The organism is Pseudonocardia aurantiaca (assembly GCF_039526725.1).
Taxonomy (GTDB): Bacteria; Actinomycetota; Actinomycetes; order Mycobacteriales; family Pseudonocardiaceae; genus Pseudonocardia; species Pseudonocardia aurantiaca.
Window position 1 is genome coordinate 14,836 of the sequence record NZ_BAAAJG010000025.1, and the last position, 13,900, is coordinate 28,735.

The following is a 13,900-nucleotide window of genomic DNA, read 5'->3' on the forward strand; positions in this document are numbered from 1 at the left end:
ACCGCCTCGGTGAGCGCGACGAGCACGTCCGGTTGAAGCTGAAGTGAGATGCGTCACACACTTTCTGTCTGGCTTGTCACCCGGGTCGGCTCAGGCCTCGTGCGCCTCCGGGTCGCGGGCAAGCACGGAACGGCCGCCGTCCACGGGCACAGTGGCCCCGGTGACGAAGCCGGCCTCGTCCGACAGCAGGTGGGCGATCGTGGCCGCCACTTCCGCGGGGGCGCCGACCCGGCCCAGGGGGTGGATGCGGCGCATCTCCTCCGTCACGTGGGCGGCGCCCGCCGGATCTAGGTCGTCGAGGAACGCTGCGTAGCGCTCGGTGGCGATCGAGCCGAGCGCCACGGTGTTCACCCGCACGCCCCGCGCCCCGTACTCGACGGCGAGCGCGCGGGTGAGCCCCTCGATCGCGGCTTTGGCGGTGACGTAGGGGGTGCAGCCGGGCACCGCGCGCTGCGCCTGGTGCGAGGAGATGTTGACGATCGCGCCACCCGTTCCCGCTGCAAGAAAGCGGCGCACCGCGGTGGTGCAGCCGACGACCGCCGGGGCGAGGTTGGCGTGGATGTGCTCCAGCATGTCGCGGGCCGACGCGGTGTGCACCGAGGCGTCGCGGAACACGGCCGCGTTGTTGACCCACCCCGTCAGCGGAGCCTGCTCCTCGGCCAGGTCGGCCGCCCGCCCGGCGACCGTGTCGTCGCCGGCGTCCCCGGCGATCGGGATCGCCAACGGGTGCTCGGCGAGCCATTGCAGCGCGGCCGGATCCATCTCGACGACCGCCACGTGCCGGCCGTCGCGCAGGAGTCGCTCCACGACCGCACGACCGACGCCACGTCCGCCTCCGGTCACGACGTACGACCGGTCCCGTCCGCCCTCCCCCACGCCGTCAGGGTAGGGGCGGCCCCCGGCTCCTGCCGGATGTGACGTTGTTGCTGAACCATGATCTGCTTTCGACCGCGCTGCGGAACCGGCGCTCCGGTTATCTGCTTTGCGCCCGTGAACTGCGAGAATGGCGCCGTAACCGGTCAGTGTCGAGGCCAAACATGATTGTGATAGTGGTCACATTTTACTGCGGTGACGGCTCGACGAGTAGCAGCGCGCCAATTTCGGGGCTGTTAACTTCTACGGACATGGCAGCACCTGTGGAGTCCCCGACCGGCGTGATCCGAAACCCGGCACAGGTGTGCATCGACTCGCCAGCACCCGCTGACGGGGTCCCCTGCTGGCGCCTCGCCGAATCCACCGGCGTGCTCGACGTCAACTCCCGCTACGCCTACCTGCTTTGGTTCCGCGACTTCGCCGAGACGTCCGTGGTTGCCCGGATCGACGGTACGGTCGTCGGTTTCATCTCGGGATATTTGCGGCCGGAAGAGTCGAAAACGCTGATGGTGTGGCAGGTGGCGGTGGCCGGAGAGGCCAGGGGGCGGGGCGTGGCGGCCGCGATGCTCGACGCGCTATGCGACCGGGTGCCCGGCGTGGAGCACCTCGAAGCGACGGTCACCCCCGGCAACACGGGCTCGATCACGCTCTTCACGCGGTTCGCGGAGCGACACTCCGCGGCACTGGGCCGCCGGGAGCTGTTCGGTCCCGACCTGCTCGGCGACTGCCATGAACCGGAGATCCTGTTCCGGATCGGCCCGATAAAACGCTGATAAGAAGGCCAGAAACATGAACACCAAACTTGAGACCACGGGGATGATGTTGGAATGAGCGTCTTCGACGAGCTGGAGTCCGAGGTCCGCTCCTACTGCCGCAGCTGGCCGGTGGTGTTCGACACCGCGAAAGGGGCCAAACTCAGCGATGTCGACGGTCGGACGTACCTCGATTTCTTCGCAGGGGCCGGCGCGCTGAACTACGGGCACAACCCCGATGCGTTGAAAGGCCCGCTGCTGGAGTACCTGGCGCGGGACGGGATCACCCACGGCCTGGACATGTACACCGTGGCGAAGGGCGACTTCCTGCGTACCTTCGAGGAGCTGGTGCTGCGACCGCGCGGCCTGGACTACAAAGTGCAGTTCCCGGGGCCGACGGGCGCGAACACGGTGGAGTCGGCACTGAAGCTGGCGCGGAAGATCACCGGGCGAAAGCCGGTCATCAACTTCACCAACGCGTTCCACGGGATGACGCTGGGTGCGCTGTCGGTCACGGGCAACTCGATGAAACGGGGCGGGGCGGGGATACCGTTGGTGCACGCCACCCCGATGCCCTACGACAACTATTTCGACGGCACGATGCCGGACTTCCTGTGGTTCGAGAAGCTGCTCGACGACTCCGGCAGCGGTCTCGACGCGCCCGCCGCAGTGATCGTGGAGACCGTGCAGGGCGAGGGCGGGATCAACCCGGCGCGGGCGGAGTGGCTGCGCGGACTTGCCGAGCTATGCCGAGCGCACGACATCCTGCTGATCGTCGACGACGTCCAGATGGGGGTGGGGCGCACGGGGCCCTTCTTCTCCTTCGAGATCGCGGGGATCCAGCCCGACATCGTGTGCCTGTCCAAGTCGATCAGCGGATACGGGCTGCCGATGGCGCTCACGCTGATCAAGCCGGAGTACGACCAGTGGGGTCCTGGCGAGCACAACGGCACGTTCCGCGGGCACAACCCGGCCTTCGTGACGGCGACGGCTGCACTGCGCACGTTCTGGGCCGACGACGCGCTTGAGCGGGCGACTCTCGCCAAGGGCGAGCGGGTCGAGGCGGCGCTCACGGAGCTGGCCGGCTCCTCCCAGACGGTCGAGCTGACGCCGAAGGGCCGCGGGCTGGCCCGCGGGCTGAGCTTCTCCCAGCCGGAGCTGGCCGCGAAGACGTGCGCCGCCGCGTTCGAGCGGGGGCTGCTGATGGAGACCTCCGGCCCGTCCGACGAGGTCATGAAGATCATGCCGCCGTTGACGATCACCGAGGGCGAGCTCGACGACGGCCTCGCCGTGGTCGGAGAGGCGATCCGCGCTGTCACCGAGGGGGTTTCCGCATGATCGTGCGCACGCTGGACGAGATCACTGGCACCGACCGCGACGTCCGGACCGAGCACTGGCGCAGCAAGCGCCTGGTGCTCGCCGGCGACGGGGTGGGGTTCTCGCTGCACGAGACGGTGCTGGACGCCGGGTCGGTGAACGACTTCTGGTACGCCAACCACATCGAGGCCGTCTTCGTCACCGAGGGCGAGGGCGAGCTGTACGACAAGGACAACGACGTGACATACCGGCTCGGGCCGGGATCGGTCTACGTGCTGAGCGGCAACGAACGCCACCAGCTGCGCCCGCGCACGCAGATGCGCACGGTGTGCGTGTTCAACCCGCCCGTGACCGGCCGCGAGGTGCACGACGAGAACGGGGCGTACCCGCTGGTCGTGCTCTCCGCCGAGGAGATCGAGGAGGCATCCTGATGACCGTGATCGACGCACCGGGTACCGACCGGTATCCCACGCGGGTCGCCGACCGGCCCTCGCTGGTCGAGCGCACCGACCCCACCGTCTGGGGCGGCCACCACACGCCTGGACCGCTGTCCCCCGACGACCTGAGCGCGCATGACCGGGACGGGTTCGTCACCGTGCCAGAGCTGCTGACCCCGGCGGAGGTGGCGGCCTACTCCGCCGAGCTGGACCGGCTCGCCACCGACCCGCAGGTGCGCGCGGACGACCGCACGATCGTCGAGAAGACCTCCCGCGAGGTCCGCTCGATCTTCGAGGTCCACAAGATCAGCGACGCCGTCGCCGCTCTGGTGGCCGACGAGCGCGTCGCAGGCCGGGCGCGCCAGATCCTCGGCTCGGACGTCTACGTCCACCAGACTCGCATCAACTACAAGCCCGGTTTCGGCGGCGGGGGCTTCTACTGGCACTCCGACTTCGAGACCTGGCACGCCGAGGACGGGATGCCAACCCCGCGTGCCGTCAGCATCTCCATCGCGCTCACCGAGAACTACCCGCACAACGGCTGCCTGATGATCATGCCGGGCTCGCACCGGACGTTCGTCGCCTGCGTCGGCGAGACGCCCGCGGACCACTACAAGGAGTCGTTGCGCGAGCAGGAGATCGGCACTCCGGACCAGGAGAGCCTCACCGCGCTCGCCGACCGCCACGGGATCGCCATGCTGACCGGCCCCGCAGGCTCGGCCACGCTGTTCGACTCGAACTGTATGCACGGCTCGGGCAGCAACATCACGCCCTACCCACGGTCGAACATCTTCGCGGTGTTCAACAGCGTGGAGAACACGCTGCAGGAGCCGTTCGCCGCCCCCGCCCCGCGCCCGACCTACATCGCGGCCAGGGAGTTCACGCCGATCCCGGACTGACCGTCGAGCTGCCGAAAGGCGACTCCAGCGGCAGCAGATCGGGGCGCTTGGGCAGGTAGCCGTCGCCCGTGGCGTGGCCGCGCAGCCGACGCCGGACGTAGGGCATCACGAAGTCCCGCATCCAGGCGAGGTCCTCGCGCTGCCGCGCGCGCCACGGCGTCGGTACCGCTTCGGGCAGCGGCACGCGCCAGTCCTCGGTGACGGGCTCGCCGAGCGTCTCCAGCACGCGGAGCGCTACCCGGCGGTGCCCCTCCGCGGTGAGGTGCAGCCGGTCGCGGCCCCAGCTGCGCGGGTCGGCGAGCGGCGTCATGCCCCAGAGGTCGACGACGGTGCTGCCGTGGCGCTCGGCGCTGGCGCGCATCAGCTCGTTGAAGCACGCCACCCGCCCGCGCAGGCGGCGCAGGATCGGGTGCATGCGGCCGAGGTCGAACCCGGTGAAGACGAGCACCTGCGCGCCGGTGGCCGTGACGCGCTCGAGGGCGGCGTCGAAGCGGCGGGCGAGCTCGTCCGTGTCGCAGGAGAACCGGATGATGTCGTTGCCGCCCGCGCAGAACGTGATGAGGTCGGGGTGGAGCCGCTCGGCAACGGCCAGCTGGTCCTCGACGATCTGGTCGAGCAGCTTGCCGCGCACGGCGAGGTTGGCGTAGCGGAACCCGGGGCGGCTCGCGCCGAGGTGTTCCGCGACGCGGTCGGCCCAGCCCCGGGGTGTGCCGTCGGAGCGCCAGTCGTCGAGGCCTTCGGTGAAGCTGTCTCCGATGGCGACGAAGCTGGTGAAGGATCTCATGGCGTCCGACCCCCTTTGTTCATGTGTACGTCATGCCAGCGACGGCGGAGGATCCCTCCAATATCACTCACGGCGTGTGATTCGCGCCAGTGGTGCTGATGGATCCGCCCGGATAGGGCACCCTCACTCCCATGGCACGGTCCGAGCCGGAGCGTGGCGGGGGCGGCGAGCCCACGCTTGCGACATTGCTCGGCGGGCGCGGTGGCGCCGTCGACGCGACGGTGCCGGTGGTCGCGTTCGTCGGGGTGTTCACGCTCGCCGACGTACAGGTGTGGGCGTGGCCGGTCGCCTGGGCAGGAGGCGCGGCGGTGCTCGCCGGCGCCGCGGTCGGGACGGTCCGGCTCGCCACGGGGAAGCCCGCGCGCTCGGTCGTCCTCGGCCTGCTCGGCGTCACCGTGGCTGCGCTCGTGGCGCTGTCCACCGGCCGGGCCGTCGACTTCTTCCTTGTCCAGATCGTCAGCAACGCCGCCAGCGCGCTCGTATGGGCGGTGTCGATCGTCGCCCGGTGGCCGCTGCTCGGGATCATCGTGGGCACGCTGCTCGGCCAGCGCACGCGTTGGCGGCGCGACCCCGACCTCATGCGCGGCTACCAGCGGGCCAGCTGGGCGTGGGTGGCGCAGTATCTGGTGCGGCTCGCCACCCTCCTCCCGCTGTACGCGGCCGGTGCGATAGTCCCGCTCGGCATCGCGCGTGTGCTCCTCACGTGGCCGCTCGTCGGACTGTGCGTCTTCATCTCGTGGCCGCTCCTGCGCTCCGCCCTTCCTCCGGAGCACGGCGGGTTACGCCACCCGAGGGACCCGGCGGACCGTCCCGCCTCCTCGACGTGAATGTGGTCACGACCAGGTGATCGTCTGGAACGAATCCGGGTGGGTACACCGTCGGATCAAGTGGAAGCCTCCACGCCCTCGGATGTGATCGCAGACAGGAGCCATGCCGAAGTATTCGACGCACGAGCCCCCGACCATCCCGACTCTCCGGCCCACGGCCGATCGGCTTACCCAGCGGCTCCCCGAGCCGCCGACCGGGAGCACCGCGCCCACAGCGCCCACCGAGCCCACCGCGGCGCCCGGGGCGTCCCGAGCCCCGGACCTCACCATCAACAAGGTGATCGCCGGCGCGGGCGCGGCGGCGACGTCGGCGATTCTCGGCTCGTTCTTCGGTGCGGCGGGCACAGTCACCGGCGCGGCGTTCGGCTCGGTGGCCAGCACCGTCGCGACCGTCGTCTACCAGCGCTCGCTGGACCGCACCCGAGACCGCCTCGTGGCGCGCGTCAAGGTCACCCCGAGTCGACGGACCGACGTCGCGGAGGCGCAGGTGCGCCTCCCCACGCAGCGGGTCGCCCCGGAGGGGGAGACGGTCCGGATGCGGGTGGAGCCCGACATTCAGCCCAAGCCCCGGCGCCGGGGCCGCCCCTGGCTCTGGGTCGCAGGCTCCACCGCGCTCGTGTTCGCGATCGGGCTGCTCGTCGTGACGGGCGTGGAATGGGCGAAGGGGTCCACCCTCACCACGGGCGAGACCGGCACGTCCGTCGGGCGTGTGCTGACCGGCGGGGCCCCTGCCGCCGAGCCGACCAGGGCGCCGAACCCGACCGAGAGCAACCAGGGCACGCAGCCGTCGAGCCCGGCGGAGCCGAGCACCGCTCCCACGCTCGCGCCGACCCCGTCGCCGACCCCGGACTCCGGCGCCACCCGGAACCCGGGCCCCACCCAGCAGCTGCCCGGCCTCGGGAACGGCAACGGCGAGAACCCACCCGAGAGCAACAGCAACCACGGCACCCAGAGCAGCGCCCCGCGGTCCCCGCTGGTCCCGGTCCCCGGAGGCGCGGGCAGCCAGGGAGGCGCAGGCGGCGCCGGCACGCGAGGCGGCGCGAGCAGCCAGTAACCACCCCAACCCCCGAACGCAGGAAAGCCACGTTCATTGCGCCAGATGCGACGAACGTGGCTTTCCTTGCGTCTGGGGGACGGGTCAGGTCGTCAGGCGGGTCTTGAATTTCCTTGCGGCTGCTCCGGGGTCTTCGGCCTCCGTGATCGCCCGCACCACGACGATCCGATCCGCCCCCGCCGCGAGCACCTCGTCGACTCTCGTGTGGTCGATCCCGCCGATCGCGAACCACGGCCGTGACGGCGACCGGCCTGCCACCGTCCGCACGAGGTCGAGGCCCGGGGCGGGGCGGGACGGCTTCGTCGGAGTCGGCCAGCAGGGGCCGACGCAGAAGTAGTCCACCCCCGCCTCCTCGGCCGCGCCCGCGGTCTCCTGGGCGCTGTGGGACGAGCGGCCGACCACCACGTCGTCGCCGACGATCTTCCGGGCCCACCCGACGGGCAGGTCGTCCTGGCCCAGGTGCAGCACGTCGGCCCCGGCGGCGAGCGCGATGTCCGCGCGGTCGTTCACGGCGAGTAGCGCACCGTGCCGCGCGCACGCCTCGGCCAGCACCTCCAGTGCGGCGAGCTCGGCCTTCGCCTCCAATGGTCCGTCACCGCCCTTGTCGCGGAGCTGGACGATGTCGACGCCCCCCGCGAGCGCCGCGTCGGCGAACTCGGCGAGGTCACCGGTGCGCCGCCTGGCGTCCGTACACAGGTAGAGGCGGGCGTCGTCGAGCCGCGCCCGCAGGGCGTCGCGGTCGAGTCCTGGCACGTTTCCTCCTTCGTGGCCCGTGACCACGCGAGGTCGGTCACGCTGAGCGACCCTACGCGGGGCGGCGCGCGGGGCGTATTGTGAACGCCAGGTGACGCACGGGAGCCCCGGCTGGGGGCTGAGAGGGGATCCGCAGATCCCGACCGTCGAACCTGATCCGGGTCATGCCGGCGCAGGGAGCGGGGAGATGACGAACTCACAGTTGACGGTGGTCGGGGCCGGCGTGATCGGCATGTCCTGCGCCTGGAGGGCCGCCGCCGCGGGGTTCCAGGTCACCGTGCTCGACCCGGCGCCCGCATCGGGCGCATCCTGGGTGGCCGGCGGCATGCTCGCCCCGGTCACGGAGGCGTGGCCCGGCGAGGAGGAGCTGCTCGAGCTCGGCGAGGAGTCCCTGCGCCGCTGGCCGCAGTTCGCCGCCGAGCTCGAAGCCGCCGCCGGCCGGCCCGCAGGGTTGCGCACCGAGGGCACCGTCGTGGTGGCCACCGGCGCGGGCGACCGCGCCGAGCTGGACACACTCGCGGCCTACCTCGGGAAGCTCGGACGCGCGGTCGAGCGGCTCTCCGGCCGCGAGATGCGCCGCCTGGAACCCGCGCTCGGCCCCGACGTCCGGGGCGGCCTCTCCGTGCCCGACGACCTCGCCGTCGACAACCGCGTGCTGCTCGCCGCGCTCCGTGTCGCCGCCGAGCGGGCGGGTGCCCGGTTCGTCGAGCGCGCGGCCAGGGCCGTGCTCGACGACGGCTCGCGTGTCACGGGTGTGCGCACGGACGGACCCGGGGTGGACTCGCAGGTCGTGCTCGTCTGCGCCGGCGCGCACTCGGCCCGCCTGCACCCGTGTCTCGAGGGGCTCGTGCGGCCGGTGAAAGGGGAGATCCTGCGGCTGGCCCACCGGGCGGGTGCGTTCCCGCCGCCGAGCCGCACGGTCCGGGCCCTCGTGGACGGGCGGCCCGTGTACGCCGTGCCGCGCGACGGCGGCGGGCTCGTCATCGGCGCCACGCAGGCCGAGACCGGCTTCGACACCGAGGTCACGGTCGGCGGGGTGCGCGACCTGCTGCGCGACGCTGAGCGAGTGCTGCCGGGGATCGCCGAGTACGCGCTGGTCGAGAGCGCGGCGGGGCTACGGCCGGGCAGCCCGGACAACCTGCCCCTCGTCGGCCCCGCAGGCCCCGACGGCCTGCTCGTCGCCACCGGCCACCACCGCAACGGCATGCTGCTCGCCCCCGTCACCGCCGACGCGGTGCTGGCGCTGCTGCGTGGTGACCCGGTTCCCAAGGTGGTGCAAGCGGCCGACCCCGCCCGCTTCTCCCTGGCGAGGAGGTAAAGGACCGTGCAGGTCTGGATCAACGGTGAGCAGCGCGAGCTGGCGGAAGGCGCGCGGGTGGCCGACGTGCTCGCCGTGCTCGGGGCCCCGAGCACGGGAGTGGCGGTCGCCGTCGACGGCGAGGTCGTGCCGCGGGCCGGCTGGGCGGACTCCGTGCTCACCGATGGCTCGCGCGTGGAGGTGCTGACGGCGGTGCAGGGAGGGTGAGGGAGCACATGTACGACGAGACTCTCGTGGTGGGCGGCCACAAGGTGGCGTCCAGGCTGATCATGGGCACTGGCGGGGCCGCGAACCTGGAGATCCTCGAGCGCGCGCTCGTCGCGTCCGGCACGGCCCTCACCACAGTCGCGATGCGCCGGGTCGACGCGGTCACCGGCACCGGAGTGCTGGATCTGCTGCGGCGACTGGGCATCGAGGTGCTGCCCAACACCGCGGGCTGCCGTACGGCCGCTGAGGCCGTACTCACCGCACGGCTGGCCCGTGAGGCGCTGGATACCGACCTCGTGAAGCTGGAGGTCGTGGCCGACGAGCGGACGCTGCTGCCCGACCCGATCGAGCTGCTCGACGCCGCCGAGCAGCTCGTCGACGACGGATTCACGGTGCTGCCCTACACCAACGACGACCCAGTGCTTGCCCGCAAGCTCGAGGGCGTCGGCTGTGCCGCGGTGATGCCGCTCGGTTCGCCGATCGGCACCGGCCTCGGCATCCGCAACCCGCACAACATCGAGATGATCGTGGAGCAGGCCGGGGTGCCGGTGGTGCTCGACGCGGGCATCGGGACGGCCTCGGAGGCGGCGCAGGCGATGGAGCTGGGCTGCGACGCCGTGCTGCTGGCCACTGCGGTCACCCGGGCAGGCGAGCCGGAGCGCATGGCCCACGCGATGCGGCTGGCAGTGGAGGCGGGGCGGTGTGCCCGCCTGGCCGGGCGCATCCCGCGCCGCTACTGGGCGCAGGCCTCCTCGCCCGACATCGACGGGTAGTCCGGCTCAGGGGATCAGGCAGCGGCCTGGAACGCGATCCGCGGGGCGTCGGGCGGGTCGACGTATGACCAGGTCGGCTCCCGGTCAACGGGCTCGGTCGCGAGCAGAGCGGCCCAGAACCGCACCAGCTTCACCGGCTCGTGGCAGTCGACGACGATCTCGCTCAGCCGTGCGCGCATGACGGCACGCTAACGGGCCTCGACGAGCCTGTCGGTGGTCGGAAGCACGACCCCGTCGCTGGCGGGCTCCGTGCGCCCGACCGTGGTACGCAGCGGCACCTCGCGGATGAGCAGCACCGCCACCAGCGTCACCAGGGACGCGACGGCGGAGATTCCGAACACCGTGCCGATGGCGTCGCCGTAGGCGGCCCGCACGTGCGCGGCCTGGGCAGCCGGCAGCGCGGCGAGGTCGGCGAGGGCCGTCTGCGTGCCGCCGAGCAGCGCGGAGACGCGGCTGCTGAGCACGACACCGAGCACGGTTACCCCGACCGTGCCGCCGAGCGACCGCAGGAACGCGACGAGCGCGCTCGAGGCGCCCACGTCCCGCACGTCCACGGTGTTCTGCACGGCGAGCACCAGGTTCTGCATCGTCATCCCGAGGCCCATCCCGAGCACCACGAGGAACAGCCCGATGCGCAGGACGGGGGTGGTGTGGTCGACCATGGACATCAGCGCCAGCCCAGCCGTGATCATGACAGCGCCCGCCACGATGTAGGGCTTCCAGCGGCCGTACCGGGTGATCAGCAGGCCGGACCCCGTGGAAGCGAGGAGCAGCCCGCCGATCAGCGGCAGCGTGAGCAGGCCGGCGCTCGTCGGGTCGTAGGAGCGGGCGATCTGGAAGTACTGCCCGAGGAACACCGAGCCGCCGAACATCACGCACCCGACCACGAGGCTGCCGAGCACCGACAGCACGACGGTGCGGTCGCGGAAGAGCCACATCGGCACAACCGGCTCCGGCACCCGCGTCTCGACGACGACGGCAGCGGCCAGCGCGGCGAGCCCGAGCGCGAGCAGCACGAACGACGTGGGCGACGCCCAGGCGAACTGCGCGCCGGCGAGCGACACCCACACAAGCAGCACCGACACGCCACCCGCGATGAGCGCGGCTCCCCAGTAGTCGAGGTGCACCTCCCGCGGGATGGTCGGCACAAGCAGGGTGCGCTGCAGCACCAGCATCGAGACCAGCCCGACGGGCACGCCGACGAAGAAGCACCAGCGCCAGCCGAGCGCCGGTGTGTTGACCAGCAGGCCGCCCACGAGCGGGCCCGACACGGTCGCCGCGGCCAGCACAGCACCCATGTAGCCGGAGTAGCGGCCGCGTTCGCGCGGCGGAATGAGCGCGGCGATCACCACCTGGACGAGGGCCTGCAGCCCGCCGGCGCCGATGCCCTGCATCGCCCGCCAGCCGATCAGCAGCCCCATCGAGCCGGCCAGCCCGGCCCCGACGGACCCGACGACGAAGATGGCGATCGCGATCTGGACCAGCAGCTTCTTGCTGAACAGGTCGGCGAGCTTGCCCCAGATCGGGGTGGACGCCGTGGTGGTCAGGAGGGTCGCGGTGACGACCCATGTGTAGCCGGTCTGCGAGCCGTGCAGGTCGGCGACGATCGTCGGGAGCGCGTTGGCGACGATCGTGCTGGACAGGATCGCGACGAACATCGCGAGGAGCAGCCCGCTCAGCGCAGTCAGCACCTCGCGGCGGCCGGTGACCGGTTGGCTCTCGGTCGGCATCGGACGGGTTGCGGTGGTCATGCGGGCCTTTCCGGGATCGGACGGGGCTCGGGCGTGAGTACCGGGGGCGCAGCGAGCACGCCGAGCTCGTTCGCCCGCGCTTGAAGCTCCTCGGCGAGCGCGGTGATGAGCCGGGCCGCGGCCTCGACGTCGGTGGTGGGCGTGCGCGCGAGTGCGCCGCAGAGCAATTCGTGCCGGAGCCGCTCGCTGCGCCGCAGCACCTCGTGGCCCTCCGGGGTGAGCCGGACGAGGCTCGCGCGCCGGTCGGACGGGTCGGGCCTGCGGCAGACGAGCCCTCGTTGCTGCAGCTCGCCGATCTGGCGGCTGACCACGGACTGGTCGACGCCGCGCCGCTCCGCGATCTCGCTCAGCCGGTGTTCGCCCTCGCCGAGCAGCCGGGCCATCTCCAGCACGGCGAGCGTGCTGTGGGGCCCGGCGTTCGGGCTTCCGTCGGTGAACCGTCTGCCCACGCCGCGCCAGGTGCGGACCAGTGCGACAACGGCGTCGCCGAGCTCGTCGACGGCGCGGTCCGCCGCCGAGCTCTTGGTCGTTTGCATAGGACAACTTTACGTCATGATGCTTGCACCATGCAAACGATTTGCTGAACTCCGCCCGCCCGGACCGGTGGTCCTCGTCACCTGTCGTGGGCCGGCACCACAGGTTTCACGCCGGTCCGGTGGCGGCGGGCGAGCTCCTGGTAGATACCTGGGTTGCCCTCGACCCACCAGCGCGCCGACTGCGTCAACGGGCCCCTCTCCCGGGCCACGGTGCCGAGCACGAGCTGCTCGTCGGGCACCACGACGCCGGGCGGGACCGTCCCACCCGCCCCGACGAGGCAGCGCGCGCCGATCCTGGCCCCGTCCTGCACGGTGGAGCCGTTGCCGATGAGCGCCCCCGCTCCGATCACGGCGCCGTGTACCACGCAGAGGTGGCCGATCGTGGCGCCCGCGCCGACCTCGGTGGCCGGGTTGTCCCCGCCGTGCAGCACGCATCCGTCCTGCACGTTTGCCCCTTCGTGGACGATGATGGGCCCCAGGTCAGCGCGGAGGACCGCGTTGTACCAGATGGAGGCGTGCGCCTCGACCCGGACGTCGCCGATCAGCGTGGCGGTCGGGGCGATGAACGCGTCGGGATGCACGGTCGGGGAGAGGCCCTCGAATTCGAACAGCGGCATGGGCCGGAGGGTGCCACCCGGGCGCGCTCGGCGTGCCTCCCGGACGGTGCGGTAGGACCGGGGCAACCTGGGCCAGGTAGGAGGTGGACGGATGGGCATGCGACGTGCGTCAGGGGTGCTCCTTCTCGCGCTGCTGCCGCTGGTGACCGGCTGCGCCATTGGCGCAGGCCCTCGTCCCGCGCCGCCGGCCGCGGCGCCCGCCGAGGTCCCGCAGCGCCCCGCTCCGGACGGACTCCGCGCGCCCGGAGACCCGTTCGCGAAGGCGCAGCCCGACGCGGCCGAGGACACCAGGGCCGCGCTCGCCGTCTACTACGTGGCGGAGACGGCCGCGGGCTTCCGCCTGCAGCGGGAGTTCCACCGCGTCGCCGCGAACGACCGGCCCAGTGAGGCCGTGCGGGAGATGCTCGCCAACTCCACCGGCACGGACCCCGACTACCGCAACCCGTGGCCCGCGGGCACCGCCCTGCGGACGCCGGTGGACCAGCGCGACCACGTGATCACCGTCGACCTCACCGGGCTCGGCGCCGGACAGATGGGCTCCGAGCTGGGCGCCATCGCCGTACAGCAGCTCGTGTTCACGGTCCAGGGCGCGCTGCAGTCCACCGACCCGGTACGGATCCTCGTGGACGGCCACCGCGTCGACAAGCTGTGGGGTGTCGTCGACACGTCGGACCCGGTGGAGCGCGGCGACTCCTACGAGCTGCGCTCGCTCGTACAGATCGACGCCCCCGCCCACGGAGCCGAGGTGAGCCGGGACGTGCAGGTGACCGGGGAGGCGGCCGTGTTCGAGGCGAGCCTGCTGTGGGAGGTGCGGCGCGGGGACGTGGTCGTGCGCTCGGGCTCCGCCGCCACGGCGGAGGGTCAGCGCTTCGCCCCGTACGCCTTCGAGGTGACGCTCGAACCGGGTGAGTACACGGTGCGGGTCATGGAGGATGACGTGTCGGGCGGCGAGGGCAGGCCCGTGCTGACCGACGACAAGATGATCACGGTGAGCTGAGGCCC

At 71.9% G+C, this 13,900-nt stretch carries 17 protein-coding genes and 1 riboswitch; of the genes, 10 read left to right on the forward strand and 7 right to left on the reverse strand.

Annotated elements, in window-relative coordinates; genetic code table 11:
* Positions 1-90: 90 nt before the first annotated feature.
* Positions 91-876 (reverse strand): SDR family NAD(P)-dependent oxidoreductase, encoded by a 786-nt coding sequence (locus ABD143_RS28790; RefSeq protein WP_343984585.1) that lies wholly within the window; start codon positions 874-876, stop codon positions 91-93.
* A 38-nt stretch (positions 877-914) separates the two neighbouring features.
* Between ABD143_RS28790 and ectA the strand changes: the two genes are divergently transcribed.
* From ectA to thpD, 4 genes are read left to right on the forward strand one after another with little or no spacing between them, the layout of a single operon-like run.
* Positions 915-1,646, forward strand: coding sequence for a diaminobutyrate acetyltransferase (gene ectA / locus ABD143_RS28795; protein WP_343984586.1), 732 nt, complete (start codon positions 915-917; stop codon positions 1,644-1,646).
* Between the two features lie 54 nt (positions 1,647-1,700).
* The gene (gene ectB, locus ABD143_RS28800; protein WP_343984587.1) at positions 1,701-2,963 is read left to right on the forward strand and encodes a diaminobutyrate--2-oxoglutarate transaminase; all 1,263 of its coding nucleotides are present in this window, start codon (positions 1,701-1,703) and stop codon (positions 2,961-2,963) included.
* Positions 2,960-3,373 (forward strand): ectoine synthase, encoded by a 414-nt coding sequence (locus tag ABD143_RS28805; RefSeq protein ID WP_343984588.1) that lies wholly within the window; start codon positions 2,960-2,962, stop codon positions 3,371-3,373. The genes ectB and ABD143_RS28805 overlap by 4 nt, the downstream gene beginning before the upstream one ends.
* Entirely contained in the window at positions 3,373-4,278 is a 906-nt protein-coding gene (gene thpD, locus ABD143_RS28810) for an ectoine hydroxylase (protein WP_343984589.1), read from the forward strand. The genes ABD143_RS28805 and thpD overlap by 1 nt, the downstream gene beginning before the upstream one ends.
* Here thpD and ABD143_RS28815 read toward each other — a convergent pair.
* A complete protein-coding gene (locus tag ABD143_RS28815) occupies positions 4,259-5,062 on the reverse strand; it encodes an SGNH/GDSL hydrolase family protein (protein ID WP_343984590.1) in 804 nt (267 codons plus the stop codon). The two genes, thpD and ABD143_RS28815, sit on opposite strands and share 20 nt — an antisense overlap.
* A gap of 131 nt (positions 5,063-5,193) precedes the next feature.
* On the opposite strand from ABD143_RS28815, the gene ABD143_RS28820 reads away from it, so the two are divergent.
* Positions 5,194-5,889: a DUF3159 domain-containing protein gene (locus ABD143_RS28820; RefSeq protein ID WP_343984591.1), complete on the forward strand. Its 696-nt coding sequence runs from the start codon at positions 5,194-5,196 to the stop codon at positions 5,887-5,889.
* A 103-nt stretch (positions 5,890-5,992) separates the two neighbouring features.
* Positions 5,993-6,943: a hypothetical protein gene (locus ABD143_RS28825; protein WP_343984592.1), complete on the forward strand. Its 951-nt coding sequence runs from the start codon at positions 5,993-5,995 to the stop codon at positions 6,941-6,943.
* Positions 6,944-7,027: 84 nt separating this feature from the next.
* On the opposite strand, the gene thiE is transcribed toward ABD143_RS28825, so the two are convergent.
* Entirely contained in the window at positions 7,028-7,696 is a 669-nt protein-coding gene (thiE, locus tag ABD143_RS28830; RefSeq protein WP_343984593.1) for a thiamine phosphate synthase, read from the reverse strand.
* 88 nt (positions 7,697-7,784) lie between these two features.
* Positions 7,785-7,892, forward strand: a riboswitch (TPP riboswitch).
* On the opposite strand from thiE, the gene thiO reads away from it, so the two are divergent.
* The 3 genes from thiO to thiG all read left to right on the forward strand — a co-directional run bounded on the left by thiO (position 7,884) and on the right by thiG (position 9,994).
* The gene (gene thiO, locus ABD143_RS28835; protein WP_343984594.1) at positions 7,884-9,014 is read left to right on the forward strand and encodes a glycine oxidase ThiO; all 1,131 of its coding nucleotides are present in this window, start codon (positions 7,884-7,886) and stop codon (positions 9,012-9,014) included. (Overlaps the previous riboswitch by 9 nt.)
* A 6-nt stretch (positions 9,015-9,020) precedes the next feature.
* Positions 9,021-9,221 carry a sulfur carrier protein ThiS gene (thiS, locus tag ABD143_RS28840; protein WP_343984595.1) on the forward strand — a complete coding sequence of 67 codons (201 nt, stop codon included), beginning with the start codon at positions 9,021-9,023 and terminating at the stop codon, positions 9,219-9,221.
* A gap of 8 nt (positions 9,222-9,229) precedes the next feature.
* The gene (gene thiG, locus ABD143_RS28845) at positions 9,230-9,994 is read left to right on the forward strand and encodes a thiazole synthase (protein WP_343984596.1); all 765 of its coding nucleotides are present in this window, start codon (positions 9,230-9,232) and stop codon (positions 9,992-9,994) included.
* A 14-nt stretch (positions 9,995-10,008) separates the two neighbouring features.
* Here thiG and ABD143_RS28850 read toward each other — a convergent pair whose 3' ends face one another.
* The 4 genes from ABD143_RS28850 to ABD143_RS28865 all read right to left on the reverse strand — a co-directional run bounded on the left by ABD143_RS28850 (position 10,009) and on the right by ABD143_RS28865 (position 12,898).
* Complete coding sequence (locus ABD143_RS28850) at positions 10,009-10,173, reverse strand: VOC family protein (RefSeq protein WP_343984597.1); 165 nt, start codon at positions 10,171-10,173, stop codon at positions 10,009-10,011.
* A gap of 9 nt (positions 10,174-10,182) precedes the next feature.
* Positions 10,183-11,745 (reverse strand): MFS transporter, encoded by a 1,563-nt coding sequence (locus tag ABD143_RS28855; RefSeq protein WP_343984598.1) that lies wholly within the window; start codon positions 11,743-11,745, stop codon positions 10,183-10,185.
* Positions 11,742-12,281, reverse strand: coding sequence for a MarR family winged helix-turn-helix transcriptional regulator (locus ABD143_RS28860; RefSeq protein ID WP_343984599.1), 540 nt, complete (start codon positions 12,279-12,281; stop codon positions 11,742-11,744). Before ABD143_RS28860 ends, ABD143_RS28855 begins: the two co-directional genes overlap by 4 nt.
* A gap of 77 nt (positions 12,282-12,358) precedes the next feature.
* The gene (locus ABD143_RS28865) at positions 12,359-12,898 is read right to left on the reverse strand and encodes a gamma carbonic anhydrase family protein (RefSeq protein WP_343984600.1); all 540 of its coding nucleotides are present in this window, start codon (positions 12,896-12,898) and stop codon (positions 12,359-12,361) included.
* A gap of 91 nt (positions 12,899-12,989) precedes the next feature.
* On the opposite strand from ABD143_RS28865, the gene ABD143_RS28870 reads away from it, so the two are divergent.
* Positions 12,990-13,895 carry a GerMN domain-containing protein gene (locus ABD143_RS28870; RefSeq protein ID WP_343984601.1) on the forward strand — a complete coding sequence of 302 codons (906 nt, stop codon included), beginning with the start codon at positions 12,990-12,992 and terminating at the stop codon, positions 13,893-13,895.
* Positions 13,896-13,900: the final 5 nt, after the last annotated feature.

Bases quoted from the DNA above. Each gene is read 5' to 3' on its own strand.
- ectB (WP_343984587.1), top strand. From the start codon at position 1,701: ATGAGCGTCTTCGACGAGCTGGAGTCCGAGGTCCGCTCCTACTGCCGC.
- ABD143_RS28805 (WP_343984588.1), top strand. From the start codon at position 2,960: ATGATCGTGCGCACGCTGGACGAGATCACTGGCACCGACCGCGACGTC.
- thpD (WP_343984589.1), top strand. From the start codon at position 3,373: ATGACCGTGATCGACGCACCGGGTACCGACCGGTATCCCACGCGGGTC.
- ABD143_RS28815 (WP_343984590.1), bottom strand. From the start codon at position 5,062: ATGAGATCCTTCACCAGCTTCGTCGCCATCGGAGACAGCTTCACCGAA.
- ABD143_RS28820 (WP_343984591.1), top strand. From the start codon at position 5,194: ATGGCACGGTCCGAGCCGGAGCGTGGCGGGGGCGGCGAGCCCACGCTT.
- ABD143_RS28825 (WP_343984592.1), top strand. From the start codon at position 5,993: ATGCCGAAGTATTCGACGCACGAGCCCCCGACCATCCCGACTCTCCGG.
- thiO (WP_343984594.1), top strand. From the start codon at position 7,884: ATGACGAACTCACAGTTGACGGTGGTCGGGGCCGGCGTGATCGGCATG.
- thiG (WP_343984596.1), top strand. From the start codon at position 9,230: ATGTACGACGAGACTCTCGTGGTGGGCGGCCACAAGGTGGCGTCCAGG.
- ABD143_RS28850 (WP_343984597.1), bottom strand. From the start codon at position 10,173: ATGCGCGCACGGCTGAGCGAGATCGTCGTCGACTGCCACGAGCCGGTG.
- ABD143_RS28855 (WP_343984598.1), bottom strand. From the start codon at position 11,745: ATGACCACCGCAACCCGTCCGATGCCGACCGAGAGCCAACCGGTCACC.
- ABD143_RS28860 (WP_343984599.1), bottom strand. From the start codon at position 12,281: ATGCAAACGACCAAGAGCTCGGCGGCGGACCGCGCCGTCGACGAGCTC.
- ABD143_RS28865 (WP_343984600.1), bottom strand. From the start codon at position 12,898: ATGCCGCTGTTCGAATTCGAGGGCCTCTCCCCGACCGTGCATCCCGAC.
- ABD143_RS28870 (WP_343984601.1), top strand. From the start codon at position 12,990: ATGGGCATGCGACGTGCGTCAGGGGTGCTCCTTCTCGCGCTGCTGCCG.